At 55.0% G+C, this 17,076-nt stretch carries 18 protein-coding genes and 1 pseudogene; 5 read left to right on the top strand and 14 right to left on the bottom strand.

The annotated features are described in order from the left end of the window. Window positions 1–175: 175 nt before the first annotated feature. Complete coding sequence (locus F4555_RS03585; protein ID WP_004012564.1) at window positions 176–1,348, top strand: sensor histidine kinase; 1,173 nt, start codon at window positions 176–178, stop codon at window positions 1,346–1,348. Between the two features lie 2 nt (window positions 1,349–1,350). Beyond that, complete coding sequence (locus tag F4555_RS03580) at window positions 1,351–1,893, top strand: response regulator (RefSeq protein ID WP_252865125.1); 543 nt, start codon at window positions 1,351–1,353, stop codon at window positions 1,891–1,893. Here the strand turns inward: F4555_RS03580 and F4555_RS03575 are convergent. Then, window positions 1,890–3,458, bottom strand: a pseudogene (locus F4555_RS03575) (IS1634 family transposase). The gene F4555_RS03580 and the pseudogene F4555_RS03575 sit on opposite strands and share 4 nt — an antisense overlap. A gap of 35 nt (window positions 3,459–3,493) precedes the next feature. Here F4555_RS03575 and F4555_RS03570 point away from each other — a divergent pair. Next, a complete protein-coding gene (locus tag F4555_RS03570; RefSeq protein ID WP_311768808.1) occupies window positions 3,494–3,760 on the top strand; it encodes a response regulator transcription factor in 267 nt (88 codons plus the stop codon). 97 nt (window positions 3,761–3,857) lie between these two features. Here the strand turns inward: F4555_RS03570 and F4555_RS03565 are convergent, their stop codons facing one another. The 6 genes from F4555_RS03565 to F4555_RS03540 all read right to left on the bottom strand — a co-directional run bounded on the left by F4555_RS03565 (window position 3,858) and on the right by F4555_RS03540 (window position 8,240). Further along, entirely contained in the window at window positions 3,858–4,139 is a 282-nt protein-coding gene (locus tag F4555_RS03565; RefSeq protein WP_004014873.1) for a ribbon-helix-helix domain-containing protein, read from the bottom strand. Between the two features lie 2 nt (window positions 4,140–4,141). Next, window positions 4,142–4,405 carry a hypothetical protein gene (locus F4555_RS03560; RefSeq protein WP_036342313.1) on the bottom strand — a complete coding sequence of 88 codons (264 nt, stop codon included), beginning with the start codon at window positions 4,403–4,405 and terminating at the stop codon, window positions 4,142–4,144. Window positions 4,406–4,516: 111 nt separating this feature from the next. Next, the gene (locus tag F4555_RS03555; protein WP_004012568.1) at window positions 4,517–5,314 is read right to left on the bottom strand and encodes a hypothetical protein; all 798 of its coding nucleotides are present in this window, start codon (window positions 5,312–5,314) and stop codon (window positions 4,517–4,519) included. A 354-nt stretch (window positions 5,315–5,668) separates the two neighbouring features. Then, a complete protein-coding gene (locus F4555_RS03550) occupies window positions 5,669–5,986 on the bottom strand; it encodes a hypothetical protein (protein ID WP_004012570.1) in 318 nt (105 codons plus the stop codon). After that, entirely contained in the window at window positions 5,983–7,620 is a 1,638-nt protein-coding gene (locus F4555_RS03545) for a Y-family DNA polymerase (RefSeq protein WP_115326073.1), read from the bottom strand. Before F4555_RS03545 ends, F4555_RS03550 begins: the two co-directional genes overlap by 4 nt. Before the next feature lie 119 nt (window positions 7,621–7,739). Beyond that, a complete protein-coding gene (locus F4555_RS03540) occupies window positions 7,740–8,240 on the bottom strand; it encodes a SixA phosphatase family protein (RefSeq protein WP_004017921.1) in 501 nt (166 codons plus the stop codon). A gap of 142 nt (window positions 8,241–8,382) precedes the next feature. Here F4555_RS03540 and F4555_RS03535 point away from each other — a divergent pair, with 142 nt between their 5' ends. Both F4555_RS03535 and F4555_RS03530 read left to right on the top strand, forming a co-directional pair. Beyond that, entirely contained in the window at window positions 8,383–8,970 is a 588-nt protein-coding gene (locus F4555_RS03535; RefSeq protein WP_004017839.1) for a 5-bromo-4-chloroindolyl phosphate hydrolysis family protein, read from the top strand. Window positions 8,971–9,055: 85 nt separating this feature from the next. Next, the gene (locus tag F4555_RS03530; protein ID WP_004014867.1) at window positions 9,056–10,240 is read left to right on the top strand and encodes a toxic anion resistance protein; all 1,185 of its coding nucleotides are present in this window, start codon (window positions 9,056–9,058) and stop codon (window positions 10,238–10,240) included. Between the two features lie 38 nt (window positions 10,241–10,278). Here the strand turns inward: F4555_RS03530 and F4555_RS03525 are convergent, their stop codons facing one another. The 7 genes from F4555_RS03525 to F4555_RS03495 all read right to left on the bottom strand — a co-directional run bounded on the left by F4555_RS03525 (window position 10,279) and on the right by F4555_RS03495 (window position 17,006). Beyond that, window positions 10,279–10,785, bottom strand: a complete 507-nt coding sequence (locus F4555_RS03525) for a metal-sulfur cluster assembly factor (RefSeq protein ID WP_004012575.1) — start codon at window positions 10,783–10,785, stop codon at window positions 10,279–10,281. A 49-nt stretch (window positions 10,786–10,834) separates the two neighbouring features. Next, complete coding sequence (gene sufU / locus F4555_RS03520; RefSeq protein WP_004012576.1) at window positions 10,835–11,329, bottom strand: Fe-S cluster assembly sulfur transfer protein SufU; 495 nt, start codon at window positions 11,327–11,329, stop codon at window positions 10,835–10,837. A gap of 103 nt (window positions 11,330–11,432) precedes the next feature. Further along, the gene (locus tag F4555_RS03515) at window positions 11,433–12,707 is read right to left on the bottom strand and encodes a SufS family cysteine desulfurase (RefSeq protein WP_004016926.1); all 1,275 of its coding nucleotides are present in this window, start codon (window positions 12,705–12,707) and stop codon (window positions 11,433–11,435) included. A gap of 147 nt (window positions 12,708–12,854) precedes the next feature. After that, window positions 12,855–13,601, bottom strand: a complete 747-nt coding sequence (sufC, locus tag F4555_RS03510; RefSeq protein ID WP_103759001.1) for a Fe-S cluster assembly ATPase SufC — start codon at window positions 13,599–13,601, stop codon at window positions 12,855–12,857. 69 nt (window positions 13,602–13,670) lie between these two features. After that, window positions 13,671–14,840: a SufB/SufD family protein gene (locus F4555_RS03505; protein ID WP_004012579.1), complete on the bottom strand. Its 1,170-nt coding sequence runs from the start codon at window positions 14,838–14,840 to the stop codon at window positions 13,671–13,673. Further along, window positions 14,840–16,285, bottom strand: a complete 1,446-nt coding sequence (gene sufB / locus F4555_RS03500) for a Fe-S cluster assembly protein SufB (protein ID WP_004012580.1) — start codon at window positions 16,283–16,285, stop codon at window positions 14,840–14,842. The genes F4555_RS03505 and sufB overlap by 1 nt, the downstream gene beginning before the upstream one ends. Next, on the bottom strand, window positions 16,278–17,006 hold the full coding sequence (locus tag F4555_RS03495; protein ID WP_004017868.1) for a helix-turn-helix transcriptional regulator: 729 nt from the start codon (window positions 17,004–17,006) through the stop codon (window positions 16,278–16,280). Before F4555_RS03495 ends, sufB begins: the two co-directional genes overlap by 8 nt. Window positions 17,007–17,076: the final 70 nt, after the last annotated feature.

The raw sequence follows: 17,076 nt of genomic DNA, 5'->3' as shown, positions 1-17,076 counted from the left end.
ACGATTTCTAGGAGATCTGTAACAATTCCTGTCCTACTTTCATCGCATAATTTCTCCGACTAAAGTAGGACACCAACTAGCACCAAAGTCGAATATTTTTCACAATAATTTTTCAAATCACTATATTTTCTTATAACTGTATTCTTTAGAGGGAATCTGGTTTATTATAAAAAGCATGGATATTCCTCGGTCTCAACTAAGCCGACTCTTCCGCCTCGATGTGGCCGCCAGAGCCGGACTGCAATGGCTCATGACCACTCTGACCCTGCGTGGACTGCTCTTGTCGACCAGCCTTGCTGTTTTTGCCCTGTGGCAGGTCTGGACTTGGATAAAAACCCCACCGCACTCCCTTTGGTTGTGGCTGTTGATACTGCCTATAGTTACCGCCTGGATTTTGATGGTTTTCCGTTCCGTGCCGGGACGCTGGATTCTGCTAGCAGTGTGTGTCCTCTATATCTTCTTGCCAGTACAAACCCCGATATTGCTTCAAAGCATGGCTTCGCTAGTGCTATGCGCCGAGGGGACAGTGCATCGGCAACGCTGGCTAGTCATAGCCACTGTGCTCTCCAGTTTTGCATCATTCCAACATTTCGATTACCAGGTTGAGTCCCTCATCAGCCAGTTAATCCTGAGCCTAATAACTGTTGGTTTATCTTGGGCAGCACGCGTGATTGTGGAGGAACGCGAAACCGCAAAAGAAAACGTCCGACGCATCCAGGAAGAAACCGAACAACGCATCGCCGCTGCCATCCACGACACCACCGCCCGAGACCTCACCCGTCTGGTGCTGCGCCTACAACATTGGGAAGAGTCCAACACTTGCGACCGCCAAATTATTCAACAAGAACTGCAGCAAGAAGCCGCCGAGTCCCTCAGTCGGCTGCGACACCTGATTCGGGTTCTCGAAGGGGTACAACTAGGCATCGACCAGGAAGCACTCACCCTGAAAGAAACCCTAGAGCAAGCCCACAAGCACCTGACTCACGCCAATATCAGCCTCACCACAGACATTGACCCACGGCTTTACAATCTACCCGTGGAAAACACCCTGATAGTAACCGAAACCGTAGCGGAACTGCTCGCTAATGCAGAAAAATACGCCGCTCCACTAAGTGAAGTCGAACTGAGCCTGAACCTGGAAGGACAGACGGTGATGCTTTTCCAAAGCAACCGCATCGGGCAATCCCCCAAAACCCCCGATGTCTCCGGGGGCACCGGACTGCAACGCTTGGCCTACCGGCTGGACAACCTCGGAGGAAACCTCGAAACCAGCACCATCGGCGCAATGTGGCTCACAGAGGCCCAAATCCCCCTGATTCCAGACTTGGAAAAACTATTGAAAGGATAATCATGACCACAGACACCCACCATCACTACCAGGTCATTCTGATAGACGATGACCACGAAATTCTTGAAGATTTGCGCCTAGTCATCGAAACAGATCCCGAAATCAGCGTGGCCGGCATCGGTTTTGATGGGAGCTACGTCCTGGACTTAGTGCAAACCCACCATCCCGACGTGGTTCTGATGGATGTAGAAATGCCCAAAGTGGACGGCATCGCCGCCACCCGACAGCTCAAATCCCGATACCCTAACCTGGGAGTAATCATGTTAACAAACTTCCGCCATGATACTTGGCTGAAAGAAGCCCTGGATGCCGGGGCGGACGGATTCCTGACCAAGGACACGCCCCGCGCCGACCTGTCCGCTGCGATTAAACGTGTCGCCCATGGTGGCAGGTTCATGTCTACCAAACCCCTCAATATGCTGATAGCCAACTACGAGGATCCCAATTTCACCCCCGACCCCAGGTTCCGTGCCGGGGAAAAAGCTCTCACCGCTACCGAGCGGCAAGTCTGGCAGGAAGCCCTGACCCGAGTTGCACAGGTTTAGTGACCCAGCTTGTTTAGGATTTTCTGGGTTTCGGGGTTGATTTCTGGTTGGGCTGTGATTTGCTGTCCTCCGGGTAGGCTTATGGTGATTTCCCGGAGGGGTCGTAGGGTTCGGACGAGTTTTTTGGGTGTTATTCCGGTCTTTTGGTACAAATACCGGGATACGGCGAGGGCGGCCATGACGATGGTCAAGTGAGCTTCGATAGCGTCTTTTTGCCGGTGGAATATCGGGCGTGCTCGCAGGCCGGTTTTCGACATGCGGAAGGATTGTTCCACGTGCCACAGTTCGTGATACGAGTCGATAACCTCTGTTGCGGGCATCAACGTGGCGGGAAGGTTTGTGACGTAGCCTTTAAGTCCTTCGAGTTTCTGGGCGCGTTCAAAGGCTTTCTCATCAAAACTACAGCCACTACGAGTGGTTTTGACGAACCTGGGTCGACGTGCGGGTTTTATCCCGTCTACCGCGTCTAGGGCGCGACGACGCTGCGCCTCTAAGATAACAGAGTCTCTCCTGGCGCGTTTCGCGGAGTACTGCCACACCGCCCGCCACGACGTGCCCATCGTAGGGTTCCATACGGGTTCGACCTTCAGCTTCTTGTTGTTGACTTTACTGTTGGCATGCCGGGGTGTGACCGTGTCGATAATCTGGCCGTCGGCGAAGTAGTCTCCGTTCCAATAAAAATGCGACTCTAAATCATGGGGTGCTTTGGTTTGCCTAGAACCGACAATGAATTTGAATCCGGCTGCGTCCAGAGCCTTGAGGTTCTCGTTGCTGAGCATGCCCGCATCGGCTACCACAACGAAAGAATCCAGGCCGTGACGGTCTTGGAACCCTTTGATAACCGGCAGAAGGGTTTTGGTTTCAGCCTTGTTACCCTCGAAACACCCTATTTCCAGGGGGAACCCGCTACGGTCTACCAGCAGGCCGACCACAATCTGGGGGTCAACACGTCTTTCTTTCGAGTAACCAACTTTACGCAAGCCCTGGTTTTCCCCGCTGTCCTCGTCCTCACATTCAGCCTCGAAATACAGGGTAGTCACATCATACAAAACCAAAGAAAGGTCACCAGACCTCGAAGCGTGTGTGAAGCAGGCCTCAGCCAACCGAGAACGATAATCCCGCCCCGCGCAGCGTTGTAGACAGTTATTGAAAGTATTACGATGCGCCACCTCAACACCGAGTTCCCCAAGAATCCGTATCGTATCCGACTTAGACGCAGGCTCCACAATACGAGCCAAAACCAACTGCTCAAACACGCTATCGTCTATAGCCTGGTCGAACCCAACAGCCCGATACGCCCCCCGGAGCACCGCCCACAGTAGTGCTGATGACTGATGCTGCACTTTCGGCGTAGAACAAAAACCGGTATCCAGGGAATTGAAATCGAATTCCAGCTACCCAGGACGCAGCTCTTTGCGCCCTATCTCAAGTAAAACCGCGAGTTTAGCCTCATCATGAGCCGAACCAAGATGCTTCAAAACCCGGTTCACCCGACCTTGCTTTTCCACTATCTGTACCGCCACAGCACCCGAGGCCGTTCTCACTTTACGCAAAAAAGGCGACATAACCCTAGTCTAACCAAAAACACCACCACCAATTAGTGACCCAAAACCACCAACCCAAAACCCCACCACCAGCACAAACACCCCAAAAAACACGCCATATGCTACAAATATGTGCAACTCAGGAGCGGCAAGTCTGGCAGGAAGCCCTGAAGGGAAAAAGCAATGCGCAAATCGCCAAAGTCATGCAAAGCAAGGAAAGCACCATTAAAACCCACATGAGCGCTATCATGCAAAAATTCTCGGTACGCTCCCGCGCCGAACTCCTGGTTTTCAGTGCCAAAAACGGCGCCATCCGCGAATAACTACCACTGCCACGTCACGAAGGCTACGCTTGAAATTCCAATGGGTGCCTCATGAACGGGTGCTAATCGTTTCCTGGTGTTAATCCGGACTCAGAATCTAGACCACACTCGGTTTGCGCTCTAAATACTGTGACAGCGCAGTACGGTAAATATCCGAGGGACGCACCCCTTGTGCCCGTGCCAGCGCCGCAACTCGGCGCGTATCTGCGGCAGGATACACAACGGTAACCCTTTTCTTGCCCACAGCATCAATATGCGAGCCCACATGCACCGTTCCTCCGCTGAGTTCGAAATCCCCGTTCTCATAAGGCGCTGCCATCTGATCCAGTATCTCGTCAGTCAAGCCTTGCGCATTCATAAACTCTTCAATACTGGTCACTGCTATCTCCTTTCCAAATCCAGTTCCAGCAATGTCTTTCGACTCGGAGGTGTCATCGCATGATACACAAAAAATAAATCCCTCTCCGCATTGTACAGGTACACCATCTCGACCAGGCGACTGTTCCCATCCAAGCCCACTGCTACCCATTCACCGCTGGGGCGCTGTTTGTAACGAAACGCGGAGCGCATCGCGGCGACCACATCACTAGAGGATAACTCAGGGTGCCGCCGCAATATCCGTGGATGAACCGCAATTTCGCTCACAAGCACTCCTCCATATGATATGAAATCATATCATAAATTCTCTAAAGTCATCCGTCTCCCTTGCGTGGCTACGCTTGAAATTCCAATGGGTGCCTCATGAACCCGTCCGATTTATTGCACAACGATTTTGTAAACTTTGCCCAACTGCGCGGGGTAAGACATTTCCGGTTCAGTCTTGGTTACCGTGCCGTCGAACCAGACCTTGACGGTTTTGCCTTTCAGGCCTTCGGCGGTCACGGTTTTCCCGTCTTTGGAGTAATCCAAATTGTCTATCGGCAGGGCTATGGGCTTAATCAGGTTCTTATCTGGCGGGGTTGTCTGTGATTTTTGGGCAAAAACCCACTTGTATTCCTCGGGTATCTCGCTCACGCGCACCAGTAGGCGATCCTCGTCAGTCTCCACGACCTTGGCGCTGAAGTTGGCTACCCCCTGTGGAATCGTCGAACTGTTCATAGCAATATCTTGAAACAGCAACCACTTGTCGCCTTTGCGTACGTTCAGGTACCCCGAATCCCAGCGTTGGTAGCCGAAACCAACCCCAAAGTTGGATTCATCATCTTTTTCTGGGGTTTTCCAGCTATCAACACTGCTCACAATTTTTCCGCTGGTGGTTCCGCAGGTAACAGCACTGTTGACGTAACCGGTGTCTTGGTAAACCTGTCCGCGCACCTTGACCTGTGGCGGCCTAGCGCTGTGAGTTTCCAATCCCGAGCTCTTAGCGCCCCTATCATTCACGGATTCTCCGCCGGTGTCCCCCACATCGGATACCTTCTCCACCGATAGGTCACCGTTGTCAGTTGCCTGTGCCCCGTTTTTTCCGCCCCCCGCACTACCGGTGCACGCCCCCAGCAGTGCCACCACCGCAAGTGTCGAGAGCAAAGCGTAAACTACATTGTTTTTCTTTTTCATGAGACTCCCCTAGGTTTACCGTCTGTTTCAGCAATTTTATCTTTCCCCGCTACAAATTTGGAATCACCTTTTAGCGCAGCGTCCGTGAGCACCTTGCAGAAGCTGGTCAGGGGCGCGTAGGGGGCGAACTGCGCCGCGCGGTCGTGTCGCGTCATACGCGGATGGCTGCGGGGTTCATGTTATACTCCTAAAAGTCAAAAAAGATTCAAATTTTGGGAGCAAATATGAGGAGTAGGGGGCTCATAAACCGCCAGATTTACCTCAACCGTGTCCTCATGTTCTAGATACAGACGTGATTAAAGTGGTCACCGGGATCCGCCGCTGCGGAAAATCGAGTCATTCTATGGATTCTACTCAAGTTTCGGCTAGTGTGTCACCACCAGGCACGGTGCCGTTAAGCGCCGCATCGGTCAGTACCTTGCCGAAACTGGTCAGTGGCGCGTAGGGGGCGAATTGCGCGGCGCGGTCGTGTCGCGTCATGCGCGGGTGGCTGCGGGGTTCATGAGGTGCCAGGGCGATAATATCGGCGTAACGCTGCCATTCCACGCTGGCCAGAGATTCCGGATTCGAAACCGGGGAAAACCCCCCGGAAGTTGCCGCCGCCCCGGCTGGCACCTCATGAATCCCGCGCGAAACCCCACCAGACGCACCACTATCACGCACCGATTTCATAACCGATGCCCCCCGGCAGTCCGGTTGCGATCCAGGGCGGTCGCCCCCGCAGACAGGTTCACACCCCGAAAAACTGCGTTCTTGCCAAACTTGCGTTTTATCCGCAGCAGCGCCTCTTGATTACGACGTTCCGCAACTAGGGCGGCTTGTTCGACTGCTTCCACCGCCGCCAAGGCTTCGTAATCCGTAAACAAGTCCAGCTGTTCCCCCACGCCCGGGGATTTCGGCTCGCCACTCATGAAGCCCCCAGTACCACCAACGACACCGGAGCCGTCGGCAACGTCGACAACGTCGACTCTCGGCACCAGCGCCTCCTCACGGCGGATATGACTAGCCGACACATACATCCGACGCACCAAAAGCCCCGGATCTACAATCCGTTCAAACAACCGCGTCACAGCCTCCAGCAACAGCCGGGTGGAAGCAGTCGCTCGCCCCAGGTTCTCGCTGCCGTGCACCGGTTTTGGTATCAGGCGCCCATAGTGGTCACGTTTCACCTCTCCCCGGTAGGCAGCCGCCCGCGCCGGGTCAGCCAGGTTTTCGGTGTCATAGCCGACTGTCAACACTACCTGGTCGGTGGTCAGCCCCTTGTCCACCAAATCCAGCGACAGTCCGTCCGCCATTTCCCGCACAATCATCCGCGCCTCACCAAATTCGTAAGCCCTAGGCAGCACCTGGCCGACATTCACGGATTTTGCCTGGGGATGGTATGACTTGATGTCCGCGATGGTGGTCGGCTCCCACCCCCAGGCGTGGTCTATCAAGAGCTCCGCATTCACCCCAAATATGCGGTACAGCGCTTCCTCGTTCGCCCGGTCATAGCGCTCCCCCAGTGAAGCCCTGGCCACGTCGCCCATCGTAAATAAATCCATGGCCTCCAGCTTCCGAGCAGTGGCCGGTCCCACCCGCCAAAAGTCCGTCAAGGGTCGGTGCGTCCACAATTGTTCCCGGTACGTGCGCATGGTGAGCTCTGCCAAGCGCACCCCGTGTTCATCAGCCTCGGCGTGTTTGGCCAAAATATCCATCGCAACTTTCGCCAGGTACAGGTTTTCCCCAATCCCGGCCGTAGCGGTGATACCCGTGTGGGCATATACGTCGTGTATCAGCCTCGTGGCGAACTCGACGGGGGTCGCTCGGTAGCGTTCCAAATAGCCGGTAGCGTCAATAAACACCTCGTCGATAGAATAAACATGCACGTCAGCCGGGGAAACCCAGTGCAGGTAGCGCGAGAGTACCGTGGCGCTGGTTTCCATATACAGTTTCATCCGAGGCCTTGCCACCAGGTAGTCCACAGCCAGCGCGAGATTCGCCCGCAGTTCGTCTAGGTAATATGAGGAACCCGCCAACCGATGCTGGGACGCGCGGCGGGCACGGTCTCGGTTCACGGCTTTTACCTGGGCAATGACCTCGAACAGGCGGGGGCGCCCTGGTACCCCAAAGGTTTTCAACGCCGGGGAAACTGCCAGGCAGATGGTTTTTTCGGTGCGGGTTTCGTCTGCCACCACCAGGTTCGTGTTCATCGGGTCAAGCCCGCGTTCACGCGCCTCTACCGAGGCGAAAAAGGACTTCAGGTCAATCGCCATGTAGATGCGTTGACCCGCTTGGGTCGTGTTACAGCGCGCCGGGGTGCCCATACCTCGATTCTATACGCTGTTTTCCGCCAGTTTCCCTGCCGGAGGCGCCTACCATCCGGTGCCGCTGGTGGGACGCTTTTCATGAGGGGCTTCCCGTCAAGTGTCCCAATCCAGAAATCTCAGTCAATCGGTTCGACAATCCCGCCCAGTTTCCACGATTCCAGCTCCGCCCAGTCGCCATCAACCGTGCCCCATACAAAGGAAGCGGGGGCTTGCCGGGCATCAATCACGGCCTGACTGTCGCTAGATGCCAGACTCAGTTTCAGGGACAGTTCCGCCAAGGCCGGTTGGTGGAAAATTACTAACAGAGTCTGTACCTGCGGCTCGACTTCGTGGATGAGTTTCAAAACCGTATCGGCATAGTTTTCGTCGTAAAGTTCTTGTTCAAACTGGAGTTTCGCTATCTGCAGGCCGCCGCGCCGCAGTTCATCACAGGTTTGACTGGCTCGCACTGCTGCCGACACGATGGCTAAATCAACCACTCCCACAATATTTACCAGGTTTTCGCCTTGATGCCGGACTTGTTCCCGCCCATACTCGGTCAGGGGACGCAAGAAGTCGGAGGCTGCAAAATCGGCCTTGCCGTGGCGCATGAGTATTAATTTCTTTGAATTTTCCATAACCCGATTCTAGTGTGGCTCGCCCGTTTTGTATCCACAGAATCACGTAGCATCGCGCCACTCTTGATAAAATCTAGCAAGTGCCTAGTTCGCGGGTTAGAATTCTAAGGAGTCTTTGTAAAACGGGAAGGATCGTTAGCTGATGTCATTTCTGTTCGCGCTACTGGCGGCAGTGCTGTTTGCCGTCCTGTATGCGGGGTTCAAAGTCGCCTGGTGGGTTTCCTTGGGTGTTTCGGTGGTTGCGTTTGCCGTTTTACGGTTCATGAGGAGCCAGCGGAAAAAACGCCGTAAGCTCGTATTGGACGAGGCTGCCCTGAATCAAAGGTTGAAGGACATTGAAGTGTCCGCACGTCGCAGTGTTTTAGAGATCCAAAAGAATGCTTTTAGGATGCGTGGATTCCGTAAAGAGGCCTCCCGCCTGGCAAAGTTAAGTAAACAGATTTTGAGTTACGTGAAAACCGATTCCGCCGCCCTGTCGAAGTCAGAGCATTTCTTGGAGTATTATTTCCCGATGCTCGCTAAAACTATGGCTAACTACACTTTGCTTTCTAAGGCCGAATTAGAACCGGAGAAACACGCCTTAATTGAAAAAAGCACGAAAGATTCTTTGGATTATTTAGAAGCGATTTTTCAAAAACAACTTGCTGCTTATCACAATAATCAAATCTTGGAACTCGAAGCCCAGTCTGAGTTATTGGAAAAAACCGTGAAACTCGGAGGTGAGCTCTGAATTTTAGATGGCACCTCATGAATCCACCAAAATAACCAGAACTAAAACCGATAAACCACTACTAAGTAATAATAAGGAGAGAACTGTGAGCGATATCAGCCTCGACGATTTGATGAAGAAAACACCGGTGAACACCGCCACTACGGAGGTTCCCACCGAGGAAAAAGCTCTGGAACTGGTGAAACGTGATATACCGGAGTTAAGCGCCGTTGATGAACAGAAAATCGCCGAGATTCGCGCAGAAATCAATCTGCAGGATACTTCCACTTTGGCGCTTTACGGGACGGGGGCGCAAAAGAATATCGCGGAGTTCTCGGATTCGATTCTGTCCCAAGTCAAAGCCAAGGACGGCGGCGAGGTTGGGCAGATGCTCACGGATATGCTGGTACAAGTACAAAATAGCAAACCAACTAGCGGTGGTTTTCTGGCCAAGATGTTCGGAAAAGGCAAAACCGAGGTACAGCGCTTTATGGCCAGTTACGAAACCCTTTCCCAACAGCTGGATGCGATTGCGGCGCGGCTCGAGAGTAAACAAAAAGAAATGACGACCCAGATTGCGGTTTTTGACAAGATGTATGCTCAGAATCTGGATTACTATCACAACTTGACGCTGTATATCGAGGCCGGAGAACGCGAGATTCAGAATCTACGGGAAAATACTTTGCCGCGTCTGCGCGAGGAAGCCAAGAACTCCGGTGACATGATGGCAGTGCAAGCGGTGGCAGATTTCGAGGCAAATGTAGGGCGCTTCGAGAAAAAGGTGCACGACCTGAAAATCAGCCAGACCCTGTCACTGCAGACTGCGCCCCAAATTAAACTCATTCAGCAAAACGACCAGCTGTTGGTCGAAAAGATTAACGACGTGATTCACTCCACGTTGCCCCTGTGGCGCTCCCAAACCGTGATTGCGCTGGGCTTGCAGAAACAGCGCGATGCTTTGGCGGTTGAAAAGGCCGTGTCGGATGCCACTAACGAAATGATTCGCCAAAACGCCGCCCAGCTGAAGCAAACCACACTGGAAGTACGCCAGGAAGCCGAGCGTTCCACGGTGGATATCGAAACCTTGGAAGCCGCGAACCAAGACTTGATTGAGACGATTCATTCCTCGGTCGAGATTACCCGCCAGGCGGCGGCTTCGCGCGTGGCGGCCAGCCAGAAAATGCTCCAGATGAAGGCCGACTTGAAGCAGGCCTTGATAGCGGCCAGTACCGGCAACACTGGCAGTGCTACCGCCCCAGATACTTCCGGCGGTGCCTCCCCTAATGTCTAAGCTGGCAACCGCTCAGCGGGGGATGGCCGCGCCCTGGGCTACACGTTAAATCCGAGGGCGCGCAGTTGCTCTCGCCCGTCATCGGTGATTTTATCCGGGCCCCAGGGCGGTAACCACACCCAGTTGATGCTCACCGCATCCACCAAGTCATTTAACACAAACCGGCACTGTTGGTCTATCAAATCTGTCAGCGGACACCCCGCCGAAGTCAACGTCATATCCAACAGCAAATCATCCCCATCCAGATGCAGCCCGTAAAGCAAGCCCAAATCGACAATATTAATCCCCAACTCTGGATCCATCACGTCCTTGAGGGCTTCCATAATCTCGTCCACGCGCGCCTGTTGCTCGGCCGTCAGCTGTTGTTCTGCGGCACTATCTCCACCGGCTTCTTCACCCAAGGCCGCCGCCAAAGCCGGGTTCATCACCGTAATAGTCTCCGAGCCAACCCCCGTAACCGGCACCTTTGCGCCCACCTTACCGTCATCACCCGGATTATCCAAGGATGCCAACAGTTCATCACTCAGCTTGTCTTCACTCATCACCGAGTCCCTTTCCTAGAAACCACTAAGCCACTCACTATTTACCAAGCCACTAATCCGTCGCACAACAATGCGCCGACTCCCCCGAAGCCGTACCCGCCAAACCAGCCTCGGCCTTCGCTATCGCCTCTTTCAAAGCCATCCATCCCAACAGCGCACACTTTACCCGGTTCACATAACGCGACACACCCTGCAGGCTCGATGCATCCCCCAGTCGATCCAGCAAATCATCGTCAACCTCTTGTCCACGCGAATGCATCATCGTGGAAAAATCCGCTTCCAAGTCCACCACAGTATCCAGGTCTTTCCCGGCCACCAGCTGGTACATCATAGACAAGGAAGCCTGGGAAATCGAGCATCCCGAACCGTCCCACACCAAGTTTTTGAGCTTGCCATCCGCAATCTCGACTTGCAGGGTCACTTCGTCGCCGCAAGTCGGGTTCACCTGGTGCGAACTCGCTCCCCAACCCGGCAGGGTTCCTGCACCGTAGCGCGCCTTGGACTGTTCCAATATCAGTTGTTGATAGAGGCTCTCAAGTTCGTTCATCGTTTCCCTTTCACTGTCCCGTAATGTTTTTCGACCGGTTCATGAGGTGCCATCCCGGCATCCCGGCTAGCGCCTCATGAATCCGCACCTATCTCAACCCATCCTAGCCGACCCCGAAAAATTCCCGAGCCTCGGGCAAAGCCGCCAAGAACCGGTCGACTTCACTGCGGGTGGTGGTGGGGGCGAAAGTCGCCCGGGTCGAAGCACTGACCCCGAAAAACCGATGCAGGGGAATCGCACAGTGATGCCCCACCCGCACTGCAACCCCTTGAGAGTCCAAAAACTGTCCCAAGTCATGCGGATGAATCCCCTCCATCACGAAGGACAACACCCCGGCGCGATTCGCCGTGTCACGCGATCCTAAGATTTTCACCCCCGGAATTTCCGCGAGTCTCGGCAGAGTATAAGCAGTCAACACGGCTTCATGAGCTGCCACCCGATCCATCCCCAAATCGTGCAAATACTGTAAAGCCGCCGCCCAGCCTACAATCTGTGCGACCGGCTGGGTGCCAGCCTCGAAACGATACGGCACCGGCAAAAAGGTGGAACCCTCGACTGTGACATCTTCAATCATGGATCCCCCGGCCAGGAACACCGGCAGTTGCTCCAACAGCTCCCGGCGTCCCCACAGCGCCCCCACCCCGGTGGGACCGAGCATTTTATGCCCCGAGAAGCACGCGAAATCCACCCCCAACGCGGGCAAATCCAACGGCAAATGCGCCCCGGACTGACAGGTATCCAACACCACCACCGCTCCCACGGCGCGTGCTGCCGCCACCAGGGGTGCGATATCGGTAACCGCGCCGGTCACATTGGAGATATGGGTAAAAGCCACCACCCGGGTTTTCTCGGTGATAATGTCACCCAACCGCGACAAATCCAGGCGCCCGTCGGATTGCAAGTCGATGGTTTTCACCACCGCCCCGGTGCGCTGAGCCACCAGTTGCCACGGCACCAGATTGGCGTGGTGCTCGGCTCGGGTATAGACGATCTCATCCCCCTCGCGCAAGGCAAACGACCCGCCACGTCCCTCCCAAGTCGCCGCCGCAAACCCATAGGCCACCAGGTTCAAGGCCTCGGTCGCGCCGCTGGTCCACACGAATTCCTCACAGTCCGCAACCGCAAAGAAATCCGCCAGGGTGTGCCGAGCATCCTCGAACATGGCGGTGGCATCATCACCCAGCTGGTGAGTGCCGCGATGTACCGCCCCGTTGTGCTGACGATAGAAATCCTCGAGGGCATCGAGCACCACCGTGGGTTTCTGGGAGGTAGCGGCGGAATCCAGGTAAGCCAGAGGTTGACCGTTACGGCCAGGCACCTCTAGGATTGGGAAATCGGCGCGAATCCGGGTCAGTTCCGCCTCGCTAAAATCGCTCATCTCTTGATTCCTTTCTGCCGGGGATTACTGAATTCATCCCGGATTCCTCCCTTGAAATTCGCCGGGATTCCGGGCTGGCGCATCATGCAGCCGTCCCACCAACCAGCAAACGAAACATGACACCCCACGAACCGCGCGACCGTCGGCCTAGACAAACTTGTCGTAGCCGGTTTCCTCCAGTTCATCGGCTAATTCCGGCCCGCCCTCGGCCACAACCTTGCCTTCGGCAAAAACGTGAACAAAGTGCGGACGCACATAACGCAGAATCCGCGAATAATGCGTAATCAACAAAATTCCGGTGTTATTCGCATCATGCACCCGGTTGATACCCTCCGAGACAATCTTTAGGGCATCAATGTCCAAACCAGAATCGGTTTCATCCAAAATCGCGAAACGCGGCTGTAACAGCTGCATCTGCAGGATTTCCAGGCGTTTCTTTTCCCCCCCGGAAAACCCCGCATTCAAGTCCCGCGACGCGAATTCCTTTTCCATCTTAAAGTCATGGAAAGCCGCGTTAAGCTCCTTCAACCAGGTGCGCACCGGCGGAGCCTGGCCGGTTACCGCAGTTTTCGCGGTGCGCAAGAAGTTCGACACCGACACCCCGGGTACTTCGACGGGGTACTGCATCGCCAGGAACAATCCCAGACGCGCGCGCTCATCGACAGTCATCTCCAAGATGTTTTGCCCGTCAATCAGTGCTTCTCCCCCGGTGACCTCGTACATGGGGTGGCCAGCCAGGACGTAACTCAAGGTGGATTTACCCGACCCGTTTGGCCCCATCACCGCGTGAACTTCGCCGGATTGAATCTTTAGGTTCACGCCCTTCAGGATTTGCTTGGATCCCTCGGGGGTTTCAACTTTGGCTTCGAGGCCTTTAATTTCTAAGACTGACAACGTTTTCTCCTTATGCTCCCAAATCGATTTTCACCATTTTCCCGTCAATTGCAACGGGGTACACCGCGTTCACTGCAGACTCCCTTCGCTCAGGCGGTTGTCCACCAGTTCCAGCACGTGCGCGGCGAGTTCGGGCACGTCCATCTGGTTCAGCAACTCGGCATAGAATGCCTTTACCACCAGGCGTTTTGCTTCGGCCGGGGCAATGCCGCGACTCATCAGGTAAAACAGTTGTTCGTCGTCGAAACGTCCCGTAGCCGAGGCGTGTCCCGCGCCTTCTATCTGGCCATTGTGAATCTCGAGGTTGGGTACCGAGTCAACGCGCGGCCCCTTACCCAGCACCAGGTTGCGGTTTGATTCATAGGAATCTGTGGCGTAGGCCACCGGTCCTATTCCCACGTCCCCGACCCACACGGCGTGGGCATCCTGGCCTTGCAAGGCTCCCTTATAGGTCACCCGAGATTTCGAGCCGGCGGCTACGTGGTCGATGAACAGCCGCTGTTCGTGGTGAATCCCAGCATTCGTAAAGTACAACCCGAGCATATTTATATCCGCGTGTGGCTCCGGCAGGGTCACGCCCGAGCATATCCGCACGGTGTCTCCACCGAGCGTCACCACTGCGTGTTGTATGGTGGAACCCTCCGCAAGTCTCAGCTGGTGGGTGGCGACGTGTTTAGCATCAGCTTCCCATTCTTGGAGGCTCAATACTCGCAGAGTAGCGTGGCGTTCCGCCAGGATTTCCACGGTTTCGTTCAGCTGCCCACTGCCGGTGTGGCGCAACACCAAGGTGGCGTCGCAGCCCTCCCGGGCGACAATCTCGAGGTGTCCCACCACGGGGGCGCTGCCTGGTTCGCCGGCGTGTACATCCAAGAACACTGGTTGGGGAGCGTGTCCGTTGATGGTTACCCGCATGGTTTCGCGGATATTGTTCCAGCCCACCGCTGCGACGCGGTCGAAAGGTGCGGCAACTAATGGGGTGTCGGATTCATGAGGTGCGAGCGCAAATGTGGCCACCCCCAAAGTGATGGACTGGCCTAGATTCAGGGGTTTTCCGGCCAACTGATATGTGGGCACTCCGCCGTCGAGAGTGTCGGCCAGTAAACCTTCGAGGCGGTCAATCGGGGTAAACCGCCAGGCTTCCTCGCGCCCGTGTGGCATCGGAAAATCCGCCAGTTTGGTAGAGGTGAAACGGCTTGGTGCCGGGGCGACCCCGGGGTTATGCAAAGAGACTTCTGGCATTACCCCACCGATCCTTCCATTTGCAGTTCAATCAATCGATTCAGTTCCAGGGCGTATTCCATCGGCAGTTCTTTCGCGATGGGTTCCACGAAACCACGGACAATGGTAGACATGGCTTCTGTCTCGGTCAAACCCCGACTCATAAGGTAGAACAGTTGGTCTTCGGAGACCTTGGACACGGTGGCTTCGTGCCCCATTTCCACTTCGTCATTGCGTACATCCACGTATGGGTACGTGTCGGAGCGTGAAATCGTGTCCACCAGCAGTGCGTCACACAGCACATTGGATTTCGACCCGCTGGCTTTCTTGTCGATGGCGACCAACCCGCGATAGGCCGAGCGTCCGCCCTGGCGGGAAATCGACTTGCTGACAATATGCGAAGACGTGTTGGGAGCGAAGTGAATCATCTTGGCACCCGTGTCTTGGTACTGGCCTTTCCCGGCAAAGGCGATGGAAAGTGCCTCGCCCCGGGCATGCGGTCCGGTCAGGTACACCGAGGGGTACTTCATGTTGATGCGCGAGCCGATATTGCCGTCGACCCACTCCATCGTTGCCCCTTCTTCGGCGATAGCGCGTTGGGTGACCAGGTTCAATACGTTGTTTGACCAGTTCTGGATGGTGGTATAGCGCACCCGCGCGTTCTTTTTCACGAATATCTCGACGATGGCGGCGTGCAAGGAATCAGACTTGTAAATCGGGGCGGTACAGCCTTCCACATAGTGAACATAAGCTCCTTCGTCGGCGATAATCAGGGTGCGTTCGAACTGTCCCATGCTCTCGGTGTTGATACGGAAGTAGGCTTGCAACGGAATCTCACATTGCACCCCTTTAGGGACATAGATGAAGCTGCCTCCTGACCAGACGGCGGTGTTGAGTGCCGCGAACTTGTTGTCCCCGGCGGGCACGGCTTTACCGAAGTATTCTTGGAAAATCTCGGGGTGTTCCTTGAGTCCCGTGTCAGTGTCAAGGAAAATCACGCCTTGTTTTTCCAGATCTTCACGGATTTGGTGATAGACCACCTCGGATTCGTATTGGGCGGCTACCCCATCGACCAAGCGTTTGCGTTCCGCTTCGGGAATCCCCAATCGGTCATAGGTTTCCTTGATGTCTTCGGGCAGGTCATCCCAGGATTGCGCGACTTTATCCGAGGCACGCACGAAATATTTAAACTGGTCGAAATCCAGAAAGCTCAGGTCTGGCCCCCAGGCGGGTATGGGCTTGCGCTCGAAAATCTCTAACCCCCGCAACCGGGTTTCCAGCATCCACTCCGGCTCGTTTTTCATCTTGGAGATATACCGCACCACGTCTTCATTCAGACCACGTTTGGCCGCCTGCCCGGCGGTGTCAGAGTCGTGCCACCCGAATTCGTATTTATCTGAAATTGACTCAATAATCTCGTCGTCGCTACGTTTCTTTTGCTCTGAACTCATCAGAGTTTCACTCATCTTTTTCCTTTCGTCTCGCTCTAGCTCGCGCGGCCACTTTTATCTGGCTGACCAGGTTCGGTGTCCGCCCCAGCAGAGGCACACTCGTGGTGCAAGCGTGATCGCCCTCTGCGAGGGTCGCAAGTCTTTGGACGTGGGTATCCAGCAGCCGTGAGAATGCTTCGGTTTCCGCCTCACATAGTTTAGGAAAGTTTTTAGCCACATCTTGCACCGGACACGAGCCTTGGCAGATTTGCAACGCAATCCCGTTTTTGGTGTGACGCACCGTGGCGGCGTATCCGTCTTGCGCCAGGGCATCTGCCAGAGCTGTGACTCGGGCTTCGGGGTCTTCGCCCGCCGCATGTACCACGGGAGCATAACGGCGTTCCACTTCGCGAGAGTGGTGGTGAGCAAAATCTTCTATTGCGTCGTCCCCACCAAATTGCTGTAAGTATCCCAATGCTTTGGTGGCCATCTGGGAGTATCCGTCGGGCTGGGTGGCACGTCCCGCGTCGGTGGCCACATAATTACGTGCCGGGCGTCCCCTGCCGCGCGCGGCCGCATTCACGGGTTCCAGATTCTTAATTTTCCCGGTGCTCTCTAGGTAAATCAGGTGCCGACGCACCGCTGCCGGCGTGAGTTTCAAGATGTTAGCCAAGGTAGAAGCCGTAATGGGGCCTTTTTCGATAATCAAGTCCAGTACGACTTGGCGAGTGCCGATGTCATCCGCCTGCGCTTCCATCAGCCCCCCTTACCTTGTTGCCGTCATTATTGCCATCGTTTGAAGGCACTCAATCCTATCTGACCGAGCA

The sequence above is a fragment of the Mobiluncus mulieris genome (assembly GCF_014204735.1).
GTDB lineage: Bacteria > Actinomycetota > Actinomycetes > Actinomycetales > Actinomycetaceae > Mobiluncus > Mobiluncus mulieris.
Note: the sequence above shows the minus strand (reverse complement) of the source record. Positions and strands in the feature narration are given on the sequence as shown.